The sequence below is a fragment of the Veillonellales bacterium genome, assembly GCA_039680175.1.
Lineage (GTDB): Bacteria > Bacillota > Negativicutes > JAAYSF01 > JAAYSF01 > JBDKTO01.
In genome coordinates, this window is sequence record JBDKTO010000096.1 from 1 (window position 1) to 18,714 (window position 18,714).

General features: G+C 47.6%; 17 protein-coding genes. 13 read left to right on the forward strand and 4 right to left on the reverse strand.

All coding sequences use genetic code 11. The features are described 5' to 3' along the window. Positions 1-253: 253 nt before the first annotated feature. Positions 254-2,878, forward strand: a complete 2,625-nt coding sequence (locus ABFC84_16060) for an HD domain-containing phosphohydrolase (protein MEN6414253.1) — start codon at positions 254-256, stop codon at positions 2,876-2,878. A 155-nt stretch (positions 2,879-3,033) separates the two neighbouring features. Further along, positions 3,034-3,183 (forward strand): hypothetical protein, encoded by a 150-nt coding sequence (locus ABFC84_16065; GenBank protein ID MEN6414254.1) that lies wholly within the window; start codon positions 3,034-3,036, stop codon positions 3,181-3,183. 43 nt (positions 3,184-3,226) lie between these two features. Here the strand turns inward: ABFC84_16065 and ABFC84_16070 are convergent, their stop codons facing one another. Beyond that, entirely contained in the window at positions 3,227-3,700 is a 474-nt protein-coding gene (locus ABFC84_16070) for a hypothetical protein (protein ID MEN6414255.1), read from the reverse strand. A gap of 287 nt (positions 3,701-3,987) precedes the next feature. Between ABFC84_16070 and ABFC84_16075 the strand changes: the two genes are divergently transcribed. Both ABFC84_16075 and ABFC84_16080 read left to right on the forward strand, forming a co-directional pair. After that, positions 3,988-5,136: a DNA polymerase IV gene (locus tag ABFC84_16075; GenBank protein MEN6414256.1), complete on the forward strand. Its 1,149-nt coding sequence runs from the start codon at positions 3,988-3,990 to the stop codon at positions 5,134-5,136. A gap of 62 nt (positions 5,137-5,198) precedes the next feature. Continuing rightward, the gene (locus tag ABFC84_16080) at positions 5,199-6,632 is read left to right on the forward strand and encodes a glucosyl-3-phosphoglycerate synthase (protein MEN6414257.1); all 1,434 of its coding nucleotides are present in this window, start codon (positions 5,199-5,201) and stop codon (positions 6,630-6,632) included. Here ABFC84_16080 and ABFC84_16085 read toward each other — a convergent pair. Next, positions 6,629-6,940 carry a YkuS family protein gene (locus ABFC84_16085; GenBank protein MEN6414258.1) on the reverse strand — a complete coding sequence of 104 codons (312 nt, stop codon included), beginning with the start codon at positions 6,938-6,940 and terminating at the stop codon, positions 6,629-6,631. The genes ABFC84_16080 and ABFC84_16085 overlap by 4 nt on opposite strands. A gap of 80 nt (positions 6,941-7,020) precedes the next feature. On the opposite strand from ABFC84_16085, the gene ABFC84_16090 reads away from it, so the two are divergent. Next, positions 7,021-8,148 carry a M20/M25/M40 family metallo-hydrolase gene (locus ABFC84_16090; protein ID MEN6414259.1) on the forward strand — a complete coding sequence of 376 codons (1,128 nt, stop codon included), beginning with the start codon at positions 7,021-7,023 and terminating at the stop codon, positions 8,146-8,148. Between the two features lie 38 nt (positions 8,149-8,186). Here ABFC84_16090 and ABFC84_16095 read toward each other — a convergent pair whose 3' ends face one another. Further along, positions 8,187-9,260 carry a tetraprenyl-beta-curcumene synthase family protein gene (locus ABFC84_16095; GenBank protein MEN6414260.1) on the reverse strand — a complete coding sequence of 358 codons (1,074 nt, stop codon included), beginning with the start codon at positions 9,258-9,260 and terminating at the stop codon, positions 8,187-8,189. 93 nt (positions 9,261-9,353) lie between these two features. After that, the gene (locus ABFC84_16100; protein ID MEN6414261.1) at positions 9,354-11,042 is read right to left on the reverse strand and encodes a sigma 54-interacting transcriptional regulator; all 1,689 of its coding nucleotides are present in this window, start codon (positions 11,040-11,042) and stop codon (positions 9,354-9,356) included. A gap of 372 nt (positions 11,043-11,414) precedes the next feature. On the opposite strand from ABFC84_16100, the gene ABFC84_16105 reads away from it, so the two are divergent. The 8 genes from ABFC84_16105 (at position 11,415) to ABFC84_16140 (ending at position 18,713) form a co-directional block, all read left to right on the forward strand. Further along, complete coding sequence (locus tag ABFC84_16105) at positions 11,415-12,440, forward strand: aspartate-semialdehyde dehydrogenase (protein MEN6414262.1); 1,026 nt, start codon at positions 11,415-11,417, stop codon at positions 12,438-12,440. 32 nt (positions 12,441-12,472) lie between these two features. Further along, complete coding sequence (locus tag ABFC84_16110) at positions 12,473-13,681, forward strand: aspartate kinase (protein ID MEN6414263.1); 1,209 nt, start codon at positions 12,473-12,475, stop codon at positions 13,679-13,681. A 40-nt stretch (positions 13,682-13,721) separates the two neighbouring features. Then, the gene (gene dapA / locus ABFC84_16115) at positions 13,722-14,612 is read left to right on the forward strand and encodes a 4-hydroxy-tetrahydrodipicolinate synthase (protein MEN6414264.1); all 891 of its coding nucleotides are present in this window, start codon (positions 13,722-13,724) and stop codon (positions 14,610-14,612) included. 14 nt (positions 14,613-14,626) lie between these two features. Then, positions 14,627-15,364, forward strand: a complete 738-nt coding sequence (locus ABFC84_16120; protein MEN6414265.1) for an aspartate/glutamate racemase family protein — start codon at positions 14,627-14,629, stop codon at positions 15,362-15,364. Positions 15,365-15,410: 46 nt separating this feature from the next. Continuing rightward, complete coding sequence (locus ABFC84_16125; protein MEN6414266.1) at positions 15,411-16,859, forward strand: sodium:solute symporter family protein; 1,449 nt, start codon at positions 15,411-15,413, stop codon at positions 16,857-16,859. Positions 16,860-16,947: 88 nt separating this feature from the next. After that, positions 16,948-17,274, forward strand: coding sequence for a (2Fe-2S)-binding protein (locus tag ABFC84_16130; protein ID MEN6414267.1), 327 nt, complete (start codon positions 16,948-16,950; stop codon positions 17,272-17,274). Then, positions 17,264-18,337, forward strand: a complete 1,074-nt coding sequence (locus tag ABFC84_16135; protein MEN6414268.1) for a TIGR03862 family flavoprotein — start codon at positions 17,264-17,266, stop codon at positions 18,335-18,337. Before ABFC84_16130 ends, ABFC84_16135 begins: the two co-directional genes overlap by 11 nt. Positions 18,338-18,383: 46 nt before the next feature. Further along, positions 18,384-18,713 carry a (2Fe-2S)-binding protein gene (locus ABFC84_16140; GenBank protein ID MEN6414269.1) on the forward strand — a complete coding sequence of 110 codons (330 nt, stop codon included), beginning with the start codon at positions 18,384-18,386 and terminating at the stop codon, positions 18,711-18,713. The last annotated feature ends 1 nt before the right edge of the window (position 18,714 follow it).

Sequence of the window (18,714 nt, forward strand, 5' to 3'; positions counted from 1 at the left end):
ATATGGGAGTCTCTCCTTTGTTGCTAGTGTATTTTTGCGATTACATTATAACAAAGTGGAGGCTTTTTTTGCATCTTTTAGCTTCACCTATTGGTTCCTGTTGGTACGCTGAAGCAATAGTTTTGCTAGTCTGCTCCGTGCTTTTTTTGGACTGCAAGAAGGGTAATGACAGGTATTGTCGAAAAATAATAATAATTAAGGGACTATTAACTTTTTGATAGCAGGCAAAGAAGGTGAAGAGGGGGGTGCTCTTATGGAGAAAAAAGAGTCAGAGCGAAGTGCTTTGCAGATTACGATTGTTTACATGCTAGCCAGTATTTTATGGATTCTATTTTCGGAGAGCATTCTTCATAAGCTGTGTACCAACCTTGAAACGATAGCCTGGTTATCGGTCATTAAGGGCTGGCTTTTTGTCGGACTTACAGGCGGGATACTGTATAAACTGATTGCTCATTCCTATCATAGTTTAAAAGAAAAAAATACCACTTTGGCTAGGTTGAATGAAGAATTGCTGGCATCGGAGGAAGAATTGCGTCAGCAGTTGGAAGAATTGCTGCAGCGGGAGGAAGAAATCCGCCGACAAAATTTAGTGTTAAATTCACTGCAGGATACGGCTCTGGGGTTAATGAACCAGCGCGATTTAAAAGAATTATTAAATGATATCGCGGGAAGTGCGGCTAAGCTAATCGGTACCGAGCATGTCCATATCATTATAGCGAACGAAGCAAAGGGTGTTTTTGAAAGGAAGGTCGGACTGGGTATTTTTGCCGATCATGTATGGTGCGATATCAATCTAACGGAAGGTCTTGTCGGTCAAGTATACCGGACTGGTGAAGTGAAGACGGTTGATCAGTACCGTTTATGGGAAAACCGCCGGTGCGATTTAGTTTTTGATCAGGTGGATGCTACAGTGCAAGTGCCGCTTCGATTACAGTCTAAGGTTGTGGGAGTTCTGGGACTGGCTTTTGTTCAATCTGAAAAGAAATTTGGCAAGCATGCGTTGGCTTTGTTATCCCGCTTTGCCGAGCTGGCTTCCATCGCCTTAGAGAATGCCAACCTGCTTGCAACCTATAAGAATGAATTGATGGAACGAATACAGGCTGAAGAAGCACTTGAAATGTCTCAGGCCAATTATCAGGCGGTTTTTAATGCGGCTAACGATGGCATTTTCGTCCAGGATATCGATACCGGAAAAATTTTGGATGCAAACGAAAAATTTGGTGAAATATGTGGACGTTCCTGTAAGGAAATCATTACAGGAGGGATTGCCGGGTTTGGAACAGGCAAATTTCCTTATAGTGAGCAAGAAGCCATAGCATGGCTCTATAAGGCAGCGAAGGAAGGACCGCAGCTTTTTGAATGGAGAATTCAACATGGGATGGGAGAAGACATCTGGACGGAAGTGAATTTAAAGCGAACAAAGCTCGGCAACCAGCAGTGTATATTAGCGGTGGTTCGTGATATTTCCGATCGGAAAAAGAAAGAAGCGGAATTCCATCGGATTTATCGAAAAAACGAAGCTCTGATTAATGCCATTCCTGATTTCATGCTGCTGATTCGGCGGGACGGCACTTTTATGGATTATAAGGCGCAGAAAGATATATTGTATTTACTGCCCGAACATTTTTTAGGGAAAACGGTTGGCGATGTTATGCCCAAGGCTTTGGCGCAGCAAATTATGGCTCACATCGAAAATGCTTTCGCAACGGGTAAACTGCAGATGTTTGAATATCAGCTTCCGGTAAACCGCATTCTGCAGTATTATGAAGCTAGAATCGTGCCGAGCGGCAATGACGAAGTCTTTTCCATTATCCGTAATATCACGGATAAAAAGCGCATGGAGGAGCAACTGGAGTTTATCAGTCTCCATGATTCTTTGACCGGTTTATATAACAGGGGATATTTCGAAGAGGAAATGAAACGGCTGGGAGAGGTGCGTGATGGTGTTGCCGGACTGATCCTTTGCGATTTGGACGGGCTGAAGCTGATTAATGATACTTTGGGACATAGTATGGGCGATCAGGTGTTAAAAGTGATTGCCCATATTTTAAAAGCAGCGTTTCGTCCGGAGGATATGGTGGCGCGGATTGGCGGCGACGAATTCGCTGTGCTTCTTCCGTCAAACTCCATTCCGCTATTCGAAGCTGCCTGTCAGCGAATTTGGCAGCTAATCAAAGAATATAATAGTAAGCAGCCGATTGTACCTATCAGTTTGTCGATGGGCTTTGCTGTCAGCAAGGAAAATGCGATTGATAGTAATGCCTTATTTAAAGAAGCGGATCGCAAAATGTATCGGGAGAAATTGCACCGGCAGCAAAGCAAAAAGAGCGCTGTAGTGAAGGCGCTGATGAAGGCGCTGGAAGTCCGGGATTTTATCACCGAAGGCCATGGCGAACGGCTGCAGGGACTGGTAGCTGCGCTGGCGGCGGCTATTGGTTTACCGGAACATCAGATTGCCGACCTTCGTCTTTTGGCCCGGTTTCATGATATCGGTAAAGTGGGAATACCGGACAGCATTCTGTTTAAACCGGCTCCTCTGACAGTCGATGAATTTGCTGTCATGCAGGGACATTGCGAGATCGGTTACCGTATTGCGAAAACAGCTCCCGAACTGGAGCCTATTGCCGAGGGGATCCTGAAGCACCAGGAGTGGTGGAATGGAGAAGGATATCCTCTGGGCATCAAGGGTGGGGAGATACCGATAGAGTGTCGCATTCTGGCCATTGCCGATGCTTATGATGCCATGACTAACGATCGTCCTTATCGTAAGGCGCTGACGATGGAAGAGGCGATTGCCGAACTTCGCCAGTGCGCCGGCAAACAGTTTGATCCGGATTTAATAGAGCCGTTTATTAGGATACTGACAGAAGTGGCATGAAGCGGCCGGACCCTGTTCGCATAATGAATAGTGTATACTTGTGAAAAAATTATCAAAAGGTATTGAATTTTTCAATAATATAGACGATAATATAACTAAAGAAAGTTCCACACACATCTACTATGGAAATAATATAGAAGGAGTGTGAAAACATCATGAAAAAGATTTTTCAGTTTCTCTATCAATTTTTGGGAGTTCTCGTTTATCCTGCAATGTTTTTAGGAGCGGTTCTCATGCTGTTTGTTTCACCGATAATGTATGTTGTGGATAGTATTGCTCATTTGAAGCACAGAGCTGTAAATTAAGCTGTAGCAACAAGCAAGCATCACCGCTTGCTTGTTGGGCAGATTAGATGGTAAATCCGATAGTGGCGGGGAGGCTTTTAATAAAACCGTCTTTTTGGTAATAGTCTTTAATGGCAGTGAAGATATATTCATATACATCCTTTTGGGTATTTGGTTCTTGGATTTGAAATTCTTTGCGGCTCATTCCTATTCGGATTATAAAGTATTCTTTCATTTTTTTAAATCTGGCTGCGGCCAATATTCGATCATTTTCATCACCAGAGTGAATGTTGAGAGAAAATATCACGTCATAAAAACCATCCGGGCTGTGATTGATGGCTTTTGCCAACGGCAAAGCAGTTTCTATGTTCAGGGGATCGGTGAGGAGATGAAATTGCAGCGCATTTTCCGGACTTTGGAGAAAATCGGTTAATCCTGCGAAAAAGTTTTCTATGAAGGTAGAACAGCTTGTTTCGTATTCCTGGAGCCGGGAAGCTGCCGCCCGGTACAGCGTGCATAATTCGTCGTATTTCGCCATAAAAATTTCCCCCAATCTTTTACTCTTTACACTATGCGGCTTGCTGCGATAAATTTACACGTTACTTAAAATTTTTTATAACGAAAAAGGGAACTCTTGATCAAGAGTTCCCTTTTTGGCCTACAATGATTGGCTTAAATCCGCCGGCTTGCGTTTCCAAAGCAAAAGTTTTGCTAATTTGGCGAGGGCTGTTTTTTGACAATGAATCCCGGTTCAAGGACAGAAAGGAATAGGCGACAGCAGGGATTATCCCGGAATTGAAGAATTTTCTATATGGGTGATAGGCAATGCAGCGATGGATTATTCATGTGGACATGGATGCGTTTTTTGCTTCGGTGGAACAAAGAGACAATGACCAGCTGCGAGGGAAACCGGTCATTGTGGGCGGCTTGGGCAGCCGGGGCGTGGTATCTACAGCTTCTTATGAGGCCAGACGGCTCGGAGTTCATTCGGCCATGCCTATGGCCGAAGCCCGCCGCCTTTGCCCCCAGGGAATTTATTTACCGGGCGATCACAAAAAATACGTCCAGGTATCGGCTCGGATTCAGGATATTTTGGCGGATTTTTCGCCGGTCATTGAGCCGTTGTCTTTAGATGAAGCTTTTCTTGATATGACCGGTATGGAAAGGCTTTTTCCCGATATCGCTGCTGCGGCCCGTCAGATTAAAAAGCGCATCAGAGGGGAGCTGGAACTGACTGCTTCGGCAGGGGCCGCACCTAATAAATTTTTGGCTAAACTGGCTTCGGATTTAGAAAAGCCGGATGGCTTGGTAGTTATCCGGCCGGGAGAGGCAGCGGCAGTCTTAGAGCCCCTTTCCGTCAGTCATTTATGGGGCGTGGGAAAAGCGGCCACTGATGTTTTACATAAATTGGGAATCAAAACCATCGGTCAGCTAGCCCGGACGGATGCGGTTTTCTTAGCTCAGTACTTCGGTAAAGCGGCTTATGAAATGAACCGCCTGTCTCGTGGCCTGGATGATCGTCCGGTTATCCCCGGACGGGAGCCGAAATCAGTCGGTAAAGAGGTAACATTTGCAACTGATTTGTTGGTGCCGGAAGATATTCGCAGCCAATTGCTGCTTTTGGCGGAGAAGGTGGGCTGGCGGCTTCGCCGCAGGGGATATTTTGCCCGGACGATAACTGTTAAAATTCGCTTCGCTTCTTTTCGGACCATTACCCGCCGCCGTACGCTGACGGAACCAACCCAGTTCGATGAAGTTTTGTTTGCAACGGCTTTGGATATTTGCCAGGGTCTTTCTTTGCCGGAAGGTATACGGCTGCTGGGAATTAGTGCCGCTAACCTGCAGTCAGGCGGCGGGCAGATTTCCTTATTTGACGGGCAGTCGAAAAAACGCAGTGCGTTGTATCGGACACTGGATCAATTAAAAGCCCGGTTTGGTGAAGGGATTGTGACGAAGGGAAGCAGCAGCAAATAGACATAGCTATTGATTTTTTGGCATAGGTTGTAAGAAGGGAGAAAGTGGGGGGGTGAGGGCATATGACAGGCGAACCGGTTTGGCCGCAGCTGGATGAAGCGCAGCTGGCAGATACGGCGATTATCGGCTTGGAGGAAGATGCCGATTTCAATTGTCATGGGGATAAAACGCTCGTTATGATGAACGGTTGGGCGGAAGGTCCGGTGGCAGTGGTACTGAGGGGTGGCAGTAACGCCCAGTCGGTGTTGGAATTTTTGCAGCAGACAGGGTTGCGGGAAATTGAAATTTATCATCGGGAGGAAAAAATTCCCCAGTTGGAAGAGGTTTTTTTGTCCACAGTTGTGGCTCGGGCCCACCATATTTTTGAAAATACGAATGTATATTGGCGGCGGGATTCTTCTATTTACGAATTAGTGAAAGACATTGGTACAAAATATGGCACACTCGTATTTGGGGCACCGCTGGCTGTTTCTGAGATCCGGCATTTTTATCAAAAAATCAAAAGAATTTTTACCGGCAGCATTATCGTTGTGCGGGCTCCCCTCAAGGAAACGGAATTTGTTGAAGGCGGGGAGATTTACAAATGGGTTCGGGCCCGGACTTTTGATGGCGGTGATTTTTCTTTAGCCGGAGTGCTGCACAATTACAAAAAGAAGCGGAGCCTTAAAATTGCTGTGGTTCTCCCTACTTTAAATGAGGAAGAAACAGTGGGCAGAGTGATTCAGACAGCGCTGGAAGTGAAAAATGTCGGTTTAATTGACGAAGTTCTGCTTATTGATTCCGGCTCTGCGGATCGAACAGTGGAAATTGCCCGGTCTTATCCCATACCGGTTTATCAGCACCGGGAGATACGGCCGGATTTGGGGCGGTACAGGGGCAAGGGGGAGGCTATGTTTAAAAGTGCTTTTGTCACCGATGCGGATGTCATCGCTTGGGTGGATACGGATATAGCTACAATTACGCCTCGCTTTTTCTACGGACTGCTGGGTCCAATTCTTGCTTATCCGGAAATTCAGTTTGTCAAGGGATACTTCATCCGGCCGATTGTCGTGGAAGCCAGCGGCATGGAATTGGGAGGCGGGCGGGTGACGGAATTATTGGTGCGGCCATGGATTAATGCCTTTGTACCGGAATTGTCAGGATATATTCAACCTCTGGCCGGGACTGTGGCGATTCATAGCAATTTATTGCGCGCTATGAGAATTCCCACTCATTATGGCGTGGAAATTGCCATGCTGCTTCAGGCAGTGGCAAAGAGCGGTTTATGGTCAACCTGCCAGGTTAATCTTGGCGAAGTCATCCATCGGTCCAAAGATGTATTGGGGCTAAGCGAAATGTCATTTCAGATTTTGCAGGTTTTAAGAGAGCTTCAACGCGGCAAGGGAGAGACGGAGCAAAATAATATGCTGCGGCGGGTATTTTCTTCCGGCGGTAAATTTGAAATTGGTATCAAACGGTTTCCAACTCATTGGCGCGAATATCCGGATCACGATTAATTCCGGCGGCGGAGGCGGTATTGCAGAACCGCCAGTATTTGTTCGGGAGTTAAGCCGGTAATGTTTAAAGTGATGGCAGCGGGATGGTTTTGAATGTCGTGGCTAATGTTGCCAAGGGTAATATGGGCAGTTTCGGTCAAACTAGTGTGGGAGGTTACCATATCAGGGTGATAGCCCGAAAGAAGTATGGCATCAACTTTTTTCCCGGGGAAATGGGCGGTTTGCAGATCAATGACGGTATAGCCCTGCTGAAATAAAAAAGTAGCCAGGTTTTGGCTGTAGGATTGCAGTGCAATAATTTTTGACATAAAAACGGCGTCCTTTCCATTGCGGTTTTTGTTAGTATGTCCGCCGAAAGGAAGTTTTAGTTCATACGGAGGGTGAAATGATGAATCGGAAACGAATACTGGATGAATTTTTTGAGCTGGTGCAGATTACCTGCTCAAGCGGAGCTGAGCAGGAGGTTGGGGCGCTATTAAAGAAACGATTGTCAGAACTAAAATTAGAGGTAACCGAGGATGAGGCCGGAGAAAAAACCGGCGGTAACTGCGGCAATATTCTGGCCCGTTTGCCGGCTACGGTTGAGGGAGCGCCGAGTATTATGCTGAGCGCTCATTTGGACTGCGTAGACCCTTGCAGCGGGATTCAGCCGCAAGTGAAGGACGGGGTGATTACGTCGGCGGGGGATACTATTCTTGGTTCCGATGATAAGGCGGGGGTAGCGGTTATTATGGAAGCGCTGCGGGTGCTTGATGAATCCGGTATGCCCCACGGCGAACTGCAGGTGATTTTCACCGTATCCGAGGAAAGTGGGCTATTAGGTTCGAAAAATCTGGAGCGGCGAAAATTAACGGCAGATTTTGGCTATGCTCTGGATTCCAGCGGCAGACCAGGCAGAATCATTATTAGAGCGCCCGGGGAAAATACGATCAAGGTTGCAGTCAAAGGGAAAACAGCTCACGCCGGTATTGCGCCTGAGGAGGGAATCAATGCCATTGTTGTGGCCGGTAAGGCTCTGGCTGAACTGAAGCAGGGACGGATTGACGCTGAAACCACTGCCAATGTGGGAATTATCAAAGGCGGTCAGGCGACAAATATTGTACCGGATAAAGTGGAAATTACCTGTGAAGCTCGCAGTCATAGCATGGAGAAGCTACAGGCAGTAACGGAAGATATCAAAAAGACTTTCCAGCGGGTGGCGAAGGCTAACGGCGGTCAGGCGGACGTTCAGGTCGAAACAGATTTTCCCGCTTACCGTCTGGCGGAGGATGCGCCGGTAGCCGTATTGGCGGCACAGGCAGCGTCCGCTGTCGGACTGGGTCCCGTGCTGGAGGCGACCGGCGGCGGCAGCGACGCTAATGTATTTAACAGCCACGGCATTCCCACCGCTGTATTGGGTGTGGGCATGAGCAAAGTACATACCCGGGAGGAATATATTAAGGAAGAACATTTGTATCAAGGCGCGGCCTGGACGCTAGCCATCATTCAGGCGGCGGCAGAACTGAAAAGGCAGTAAAATAAACCCGGATGGGGAATTTCCCATTCGGGTTTATTTTACTGCAGGTTTTGTTTGCAGCGCAGGAGTCGGCAGAGGGTGTAAATCAGACGAGTATATACACCGCCGGTATGAAGTAAGGCTTGCTTGATGTTTTGCTGGCTTGGCAGTTCGGTTTTCGGGTCCGACAAATACATAGCAAACAGTCCCTGGACCACGGTGCGGGTAAATACCGGATGGGAAAGGGAGGCCGCCTGCCGCAGGGCCTGCTGCCCGAAATAGGTAAGACGGGACATTTTCTGCTGTTCACTTTCATAGTAAGATACGAAGTTCAGGTCGCCATTTTTTTCGTCTTCAACGGTATCAATAAAGTAGTCCAGCAGGATATGGAAACCGCTGATCCAGGGAAAGTAGGCGCCGGATATCCGGGTGACTTCGGCTGCTGTTAAGGCTGGACTGCCGGCAGCGGCGCAAAGGGTGAACATTCCCAGGGTGGAGCCGGTGGCAGCGGCAAATTCCCAATCGGTAATTTCGGGATAGGCGCTGCTGTGGCGGTGGATCCACTGGGCCATTTTGGCTTCCCGGAGAGATTTGTCGATATGTTTGTATGTCTGTAACTCGCTGTACAATTCAGCCAGCCGCAGCACCTCCGGTTTTACCAGTTCATAGGCCGGCAGCCGGGACGTCTGCTGCCGGCAGGTTTCAACCAAGGTCTCCAGGTAACCGCCGTCGTCTTTGAAGGGATAATATCGGTAGAAATCAGGCAGCGGTGCAGCGGGGTCAAGGGCGCAGGTCATTGCCAGGTGCAATTGGCGAAAGGCCTGTTCATCCGTAATGCCGGTTCGATCGCACAGATTGTCCAAATAATCGCTGATGGTCTGCAGGGCAACTACCAGACGGACGAAGTCCGGCATAGCTACCCCCGGATACAGACTATAGACACTGCCTCCTTGACAGTGAAATTTTTTATCCCGCATACTGGCTAAAGCCTGCTCTCGTAGCGCAGGACCGCTGTGCTGCGTTGCATACTGGCGCCAATAGGCAAGTTCCTGATTGACGACCGGAAACACGTTGCCGATGAATTGGTGAAGTAGGCGGACACTGCAAGCGGTGTCAGCAAGGGAAGGAAACATGGCTGCCTCCGAAAGGTTAAGATAATTCTATTGTACCCGTTTTTGTTTCATTTTTGCAAGAAAAAGACTGTGACCAGAGTACTGCGATTTGATTTACGGAGAATCATAATTATAAAGCTTGATGTGGTTATACAGTGTACTTAAGGATATATGGAGAGCTTGGGCAGCGGCTTTTTTCCCTGATGTTGTGAGTCCGTATTTTTTTAATGCCCGGGTTATCATCACTTTTTCCACTTCGTCCAAAGGCGTAATTTCTTCTGTTGGCAGCGACGACTGCAAAGGAAATGCGGAATATATAAACTGCAGGTTTTTCGGGGTAATAATGTTGTTATCACATAATGTAAAGGCTCGGATGAGAACGTTCTCCAATTCGCGGACGTTTCCCGGCCAGGAATAGTTAATCAGCAGCTTAAGGCTGTCATCAGGAATCAGGGGGACCGGTTTTTTGAATTTTTTTGCAATTTTTGCCATAAGGTAGTTCGTCAGTGCCGGGATATCGTCTTTCCGCTCACACAGGGGGGAAAGGTTGATTGCAATCACCTGGAGACGATAAAACAAGTCTTCACGGAAAGTTCCTTTGCGCACCATTTTTTCTAAATCCTTATTGGTTGCCGCTATAATTCTGGCGTCAATGGGAATGCGCTGATTACTGCCCAGACGCTCTATTTCCTTTTCCTGGAGAACCCGGAGAAGTTTAGCCTGGACGTTAAAATTTAGATCACCGATTTCATCTAAAAATAGAGTGCCTTGATCCGCTAGTTGGAATTTTCCTATTTTAGGTTTATCGGCACCGGTGAAGGCGCCTTTCTCATGACCGAACAATTCGCTTTCTAATAAAGAATCCGGGATGGAAGCGCAGTTTATTGAGATAAACGGCTTATTGCAGCGGGGACTTGCCTGGTGGATGGCGTTGGCTAAAATTTCCTTGCCGGTGCCGCTTTTTCCCGTGATCAGGATGGTTGAGTCACTGCTGGCTGCCCGTTTGCTAAGGTTGATGGCGGCCAGTAATTTTTTGTTGGTGCCAATTAAATCGTTAAAAGTATATTTGTGAGGTTTTGACTGATCGAGTTCTTGACTTAAGGACTCAATGAGGGCTTTACTCATTGAGAGCTCTTTGGAGAGACGAAGAATATCAGTGACTTCCTGGAAAGTTACAACTGCACCGCGCAGGGTAGTGTTACGATAAATCGGTGCGCCGTTAGAGATGACATCGGCACAGGAGCCTATTGCCTGATTGCGGACGCCCAGAGCCGCTCTTCCAGTTTGCAAAACTTGTTCTCCGGCTCCGTCCGGCGATACATCGCGAATGTTGGTGCCGATGCGATCCGAGGCATGGATTCCGGTTATTCGGGAGAATGCGGGGTTAATGTACTCAATAACACCCTGGGCATTAATAATTTGAACGCCATCGGCGGCGGCGTTTAATGCGCTAAGATATTTTAAACGTTTGTCTTCGCTGTCATTGAGCTGCTGCGTCAAGCTGCTGAATATTTCGCAAAACATGCGAGTTGCTTCGTAACTAATAATTTGTCCTAATTTGGTTTTAGACGGAGGAGGAGAAACTGGTGTGCCGGAACACAAAAAAATTAGCTGCGGCTCGTATTTCAAAAGGCCGTTAAAACTTTTTACGCGGGGAATGTTAAATTTGGTGCAATATTTTTCTATCAGCGGGGTGGAAGCTGCAGGAATATAGACTACATTTATGTTAAAATCCTGCATTTTATTAAAAAATGTAAGTAAAAATTCGGTTTCAGGAGACATTCCTGCTAACGCAATTTTCATGTAATACAGACACCGCCTACTATGTTGTAATTAACCAAAGAGGTTCAAGAAGATAACCGCTTCTTGAACCTCTTTGTCCATTACTTTAAATTAATGCAATTATAACATAGCAATAAGCAAATGTCTATGAATTAGCGAGTTTTAATTTGTAAAAATTAGAAAACAATGCTTTTATCAGGAGAAAGAAGGGCTAGCGGCAAAAATAATTATAATTTTTATAATTATCAGTTTAGATATTTGTCGAAAAAACAGTGAAAAACGGGCATTTGAGAGTTGGCACGGATATTGCATAATCAATAGATGAGTAAGCGGATTCAGTTTGGAAACGTTTACAAAATTCAGAGTACCATTACATAGGAGGTTAGTCGGAAAATGAAAAAGTACAATGTTGCTATTCTAGGAGCAACCGGAGCTGTAGGAACGGAGCTGCTCCGCATCCTTGAATCACGGAAGTTTCCTTTCAATGAACTGAAATTGTTGGCGTTGGAAGTGGGTACGGTAATTCCGTTTATGGGGAAAAATTATACTGTGGAAGAAGCAAATGCCGAGGCTTTTAAGGGGATTGATATCGCACTGTTTGCCGGGGGGCCGATTAGTAAAGTTATGGCACCGGAGGCTGTAAAAGCCGGTGCGGTCGTAATCGACAACAGCAGCACTTTCCGTATGGATCCGCAGGTTCCGCTGGTTATTCCGGAAGTCAATCCGGAAGATTTGGATCGGCATCATGGCATTATTGCTAATCCTAATTGTTCCACCATCATTATGGTTATGGCGCTGAATCCGATTCATCAGCAGGCACAATTGCGCCGGGTTGTTGCTTCCACTTGTCAGGCTGTATCGGGAGCAGGTAAGGCAGCAATTGATGAATTGAATAACCAGGCCCGGGATATATTGGCAGGCAAAGAACCGCAAGCTTCTATTTTACCGGTCGGCAGTTTGGAAAAGCATTATCCTGTGGCTTTTAACATTATTCCGCAGATTGATGTTTTTCACGAAGACGGCTATACCAAAGAGGACATGAAGCTCGTAAATGAAACAAGAAAGATTATGCATTTGCCGGATCTGCGAATTACGGTAACGACTACGAGAGTGCCGGTGATCCGCAGCCATTCGGAATTCCTTAATATTGAAACGGAAAAGAAATTGACGGTTCCTGAAACAAAAGAGATATTGGCGAAAGCACCGGGAGTAATTGTAAAAGATAATCCGGCTAAGCAGGAATATCCTATGCCCGCCTTTACTTCCGGACTGGACGAAGTTTTTGTCGGCAGAATCCGGGAAGACAATACGGTTCCGGCCGGCTTGAATCTCTGGGTAGTGGGCGATCAGATCCGTAAAGGCGCTGCCCTCAATGCGGTACAGATTGCTGAAAAAATGATTGAAAGAAACCTCATTTAAAGAAAGTAAAGAAAAGAAAGGAGGCTGGGTGAATGAAACTGCTGGTTCAAAAATTTGGCGGAACTTCGGTTAGCACGCCTGAACGCAGGCAGCAAGCGGCGCAAAAAATACTGCAGGCGGTAAAAGACGGCTACAGCCCGGTTGTGGTGGTATCTGCGCCGGGAAGGATCGGCGAGCCCTATGCTACCGATACGTTAATACAAACAGCCAAACAGGAATGCCCGGCTATTGAGAAGCGGGAACTGGATATGATCATGTCCTGCGGCGAGATTATCGCCGGGGTGATTGTTACGGGAACGCTGAAAAATTCCGGACTGGATGCGGTGCTGCTAACCGGGCAGCAGGCTGGTATTATTACGACCTGCCGTCATGGTAATGCGCAAATCCTTCATATCCGGCCGGATGCCATACTGAAACACGCGGCAGAAGGCAAGGTCGTGGTTGTAGCAGGTTTTCAGGGAATCAGCGAAGACGGCGATATCACAACGCTGGGCCGCGGCGGCAGCGATACGACGGCTGCTGCCATCGGGGCGGCGATTCAGGCCGCCGCAGTCGATATTTATACCGATGTGAACGGCATGATGACAGCCGATCCCCGGATCGTTTCCGATGCTCGTACTATTCCGGCAATCTCTTATGAAGCGGCCTATCAAATGGCGGTTCAGGGAGCTAAAGTGATTCATCCCCGGGCTGTCGAGATTTCCATGCGGTATAATATTCCCCTCAATGTAAAATGCACTTTTTCGGAGGAGGCAGGCACAGCAATTTCCAATGATTCAGCCGGGATGATTGAGCGTCCGAAAAATTTTGCAACGATTGGCATTGCGCAGCAAAAAGGCTACGGCGTGTTAAAACTGCATAATGGAGATGGGTTTAATCATGCCAATACCCAGGCTGTATTTAAGGAATTGGCAGCTACCGGCGGGGATAAGGACTTTATGGGCGTGACGGAAAATGATATTGAGATCGTTGCCGAAGAACCAGTGATTGAAGCCATCGGGGAGATTTGCTCAACGGAAGGAATCGAAATTCAGGAAAAGAGAACAGGCTGTGTAAAGATTTCTCTGATTGGGCGGTATGCATCGGATGATGCCGGCTTGTTCAGCACTTTCGTGGAAATGTTTTACCGCCATAACATTAAAGTGTTATGTACCTTTACCGGTACCTCTTCCATATCCGGCCTTGTAGAGACAGAAGCCATGGAGGCAGCGGTTCAGGCGATCCATCAGGATTTGTTTTAAAGGGGATTATTTCCCCAATATAGAATAGGGAGGAAGAAAGATGAAATCATTTGGCAGAGTATTAACCGCAATGATTACACCGTTTCACGAGGATTTGACTGTTGACTACGAGGGAGCGGCTAATTTAGCCCGCTATTTGGTGGCCAACGGTTCAGACGGCCTGGTGGTGGCCGGCAGCACCGGTGAAGCGGCGACGCTGACGGAGGAGGAACGCTTGCATCTCTTTTCCACCGTCCTGGATGCGGTAGGGGATCAGGCAGCTGTGATCGGCGGAACAGGGAACAATAATACAGCATCTACCGTTCAATTTTCCCGTAAGGCGGCAAAACTGGGGCTGCACGGTGTATTAGTGGCCGCGCCTTACTATAATAAGCCGACGCAGAAAGGAATATATCAGCATATTGCGGCAGTGGCCGATGCGGTGGATACGCCGATTGTAGTGTACAATATTCCGGGCAGAACAGGCGTCAACATTTTGCCGGAGACCGCATTGAAACTGGCTGCATTGCCGAATGTAAAGGCCATTAAGGAATCCAGCGGCAATTTAGAACAAATTGCTGCGATTATCCGGCAGAAACCGGCAGATGTGGCTGTCTATTCCGGTGATGATGCATTGACTTTGCCGATATTGTCTATTGGCGGTCAGGGAATTGTCAGCGTGGCGTCCCATATTGTGGGCAATGAAATCAAGGCAATGGTCGACGCTTATCAGGCAGGACGGGTAGCGGAAGCCAGAGACATGCATTTGAAATTACTGCCAATATTTAAAGTTTTATTTATTACGACGAATCCAATTCCGGTAAAATCTGCCGTTAGCCTGCTTGGCTTATCTACCGATAAGTTGAGGCTGCCATTGACGACAGCAGAAGCGGACGAGGTCGCCAAGATTAGGCAAGCGATGCTGGAAGCTGGGTTAACGATCAAGGGATAGGGGAGGACATCACATTGATCATTACAGGGGGAACAACAAACTATGGAGCGGAGATCGGGATTATTATGCTGGATACCATCTTTCCGCGTATTGTCGGCGATATTGGAAATGCCGGAACCTTTTCTTTTCCCGTGCGATATAAGACGGTTCACCGTGCTTTCCCTACTAAAGTAGTGCTGGAAAACGATGCGGCTTTACTCAGTGGATTTATTGCGGCCGCTCGCGAACTGGAAGCTGAGGGAGTGAGGGCGCTCACTACAAGCTGCGGTTTTTTGGCTGTTTATCAGCAGGAATTAGCTGCTGCGGTATCAATACCGGTGTTTGCCTCCAGTTTGTTGCAGGTACCCCTGGTGGAAAGAATGATCGCTCCGAATCGAAAAGTTGTGATTGTAACGGCTCACAAAGGGAAGCTGAGTTCCCGGCATTTGCTGGGAACAGGCATTACCGGGGAGCCGCCGGTTATTGTTGGTATGGAGGAAAAACCGGAATTTTATCAAACCTTTGTTATGCAAAAAACGACCATGGATCTGGATAAGGTTAGGGAAGAAGTGGAAGAAACGGCTTGTAAAATTAAGGAAAATTATCGGGAAGCCGGGGCCATTGTCCTTGAGTGTACGAATTTACCACCCTTTAGATCTATTTTTCAGCAAGTTACCGGGTTGCCGGTGTTCGATATAACAACGCTTGTTAATTATATTCATCATAGCCTGAACTGGACCAGACAAGTGGATACCGGAAGAATGCATGTATAAGAGACGGTTGCGGAGCATCAAATAAATAAACGGGAGATGAGTCGAAGTGGAAATTACCGAAGTCGGGAAAATTGCATTATGGATATTGGCAATCTTAATTCCGATCCAGTTGATCATCGGTGCTGTGGTATCCCGAAAAAGCGGCCAGGATGCAAGCCACTATTTTATTAGCGGCAAACAACTTCCTTTCATTTTGGTTTTCTTTACTGATTTTGCCACTGTCATGGGAGTGGGAAATTTTGTCGGATATGCCGGCAAAGGCTATGATATAGGGTTGAGTCAGCTGTGGATGATGGCCGGTGAGCAAGGCAGCAAGATCGTGTTTGCTTTGTGTCTGGCTGGAATTATCGGTCGTTATGCGTATACGACCATTAATGAATTTTTGGAAAAAGAACTGTTTCATGATAAATGGCTGAGAGCTATCGGTGGGATTTTGATGACATTGCCGATGATCTGCTGGACAGGAGCTCAGGCTATCGGCATCGGCTTTATTTTGTCCGGCATTATGGGAGTGGATCCTACTACCGGTATTTGGATTGCTGCTTTGACGGCGATTCTGTATACTGTTATGGGCGGCATGTGGGCCATTGCCTGGACCGATGTGGTGCAGGGAGTTATCCGGGTCATTGTCGGCTTCGTCTTTTTCGGAGTTGTCTATGCCGGGGTTCATGGTTTCGGCGGAATCGCGAATGCTGTTGCGGCAAGCGCTAAACCGGAGATGCTTGAAGTCAATGGTATTGGGTTTTGGGCAGCCGTTGCTTTATTCTTAACTCCGGTGTGCGGACAGTTTACCGACCAGGCTTGGTGGCAGCGCTGTTATGCGGCAAAAGACAGCAAAACTGCCAGAAACGGATTTTTAACGACAGCAGTAATGGCAGTCATTATGTGCTCGGCCAGTATCATGGTCGGTATGGCCGCCTATACATTAAATCCGGATCTCCCCAAAGCGGATATGGCCTTTTCCTGGCTTATGGCTAATTATATGAATCCGTGGCTGTCGGCGCTGCTGGTGGTTACGATTATCGGTGCTGATATGACTGTATCTGCCGGGCGGCTGAATTCCGGCGTTACGTTATTGATCATGGATGTTATCAAACCATTGATTGCTCCCCATATGGCTGATAAAAAATTGGTCGATATGGGAAGATGGCTGACATTGGTTTTGGGTATTTTTGCTGTGGCTGTTGCCCTGGCTTTTCCGTCCGTCCTTTCAGCTGCTTTATTTGGTTACGCGGTTACAGGCGGCGGTTTATTCATCCCGCTTATCTTAGGGCTGGCCTGGAAGGATCAGAATGGCAAAACGTATGTTACTAAAAACGCGGTTATGTGGTCGCTGATTATTGCCGGTGGTACTGCGGCTGTTATTCAGTACATGCCTGCCAACGCCACGATATTCCGCGGCGGGATTGTACCTGGGGTTTTGATTTCCCTGGTATTAACGGTTGGTATCAGCTTGTTTGAAAGACAGTCGCAAAAGACTACTATAAGCGGTTAAGACAGTTTGCTGGGGCAGGGAAGCAGGTAACTACCTGCCCTGGTAATCCAATGATTCTTGGCGGAGAAATCATGGGAGGAGGAATAACATGGAGATTGTAAAACACCCGGTATTGGGAGAAATGCCGAAAGTAAAGACGGTCACGATTTATTTCGAAGGTACTCCGATCGTTGCCCGGGAAGGACAAACCGTAGCTTCGGCCCTTATGTCAAACGGGATTTATAAATTGGGCCATAGCCGGAATTCGTCACAGGCCAGAGGTTTGTATTGCGGCAGCGGGCGCTGTCAGAGCTGCTTAATGAGTATTAATGGTGTGGATCATGTGAGAAGCTGCAAGACGTTGGTTAGAGAAGGAATGGTCGTTAAACAATGTACCGGTGATCCGGATGTCAGGAGAGATCGTCATGAAGACTGATGTTCTAATTGTAGGCGGAGGCCCCTCCGGGTTAGCCGCAGCGTATGAAGTAGTTTCGCGGGGCTATAAGGCGACGATTGTAGATGAAGCCTGGAGCCTTGGCGGGCAATTGCGGCAGCAGACTCAGTTTCTGATGTCCCTGCCGGCGCCATGGGCGGGGCTGCGCGGATTTCAAGTCGCAGACCGGCTGACTAAACGGTTACAGAAGTACCTAGTAGAGTATTTGTTGAATCATGAAGTGATTGGCCTTTATGCGGATGGCAGTGTGGGAGTCAGCAGCGGGGAAAAAATAATGAAAATTGAACCTGCCTGCACCGTTGTCGCCACAGGGGCTGCAGAGTCGGCAGTGACATTTCCCGGCTGGACGCTGCCAGGGGTGATGACAGTTGGCGCGGCTCAAATTTTGATTAACCGGGAGCGGGTTTATCCGGGCAAAACAGCGCTGGTCGTTGGATCCAGCGATATGGCTTTGGAAATTACCCGGCAAATGCATGATGTCGGTATTCATATAATGGGAGTTGCTGAATCGGCCGATAAACTTTTGGCTAAAGATCAGCGGATCATTGATTCTTTTGAAAAAACAGGCATTCCTATTTTTTTACAGACTGATGTGACAGCAGCCACAGGAAGCGGCAAAGTGGAAGAAGTTCAGTTGCATTCCCGCCGGAATTCCTCAGATGAAGCAATGAAGTATTCGGTGGATTTCCTTTGCGTCGATGGCGGACGGCACCCTATTCTTGAACTGTTCTCGATCCTGAACTGCCCCTTCCAATATCAGCAAGCGCTTGGCGGGTGGGTTCCCAGTTACAGTGATACATTGCAGGCAGCGGCTGACGGGGTTTTTGCGGCCGGTCAAGCGGCAGGAGTTACCTGCCAGGCCGGAGTTCTTTTAACCGGGGCAATTGCGGGAATCGGCGCTGTGGATTATCTGGAGAAGAAAACAACAGAAGAACGGGAAACAGCCCGCCAAAATTACTGGGAGCAGCTTCAAAAAATTGAATCTTGCCAGTTGCCTGAAGTTTGGCAGGCACGGTTGACTCATATCAAAAACTATCCGGGTTAACAGCAGGATGAACCGGTGAGCTTTAGCAAGAAGGGGAGGACGTAAATTGGATAAGTCGACAATAGTCTGCCGTTGTGAAGAGATTACGGTTGGCGATGTTGAAAATGCAATCGCCCAGGGAGCGGAAACCTTTGATGATGTCAAAAGGCTGACGCGGGGTGGTATGGGACTTTGTCAGGGGAAAACATGCCGGACGGTCATTTCGGAACTGATTGCCCAACTTAAGGGAGAATCTGTAGCCGCTGTTCCTGTTCCCCGGCTCAGAATGCCGCTTAGACCAATTCCTATGGAAATTTTAGCGGCAAATCAATCCGGAACTTCGGCAATGTTTGACCTTTTGGATCAGGCAAGCCGGAAGGAAAGGCAGGAGAAGTAGA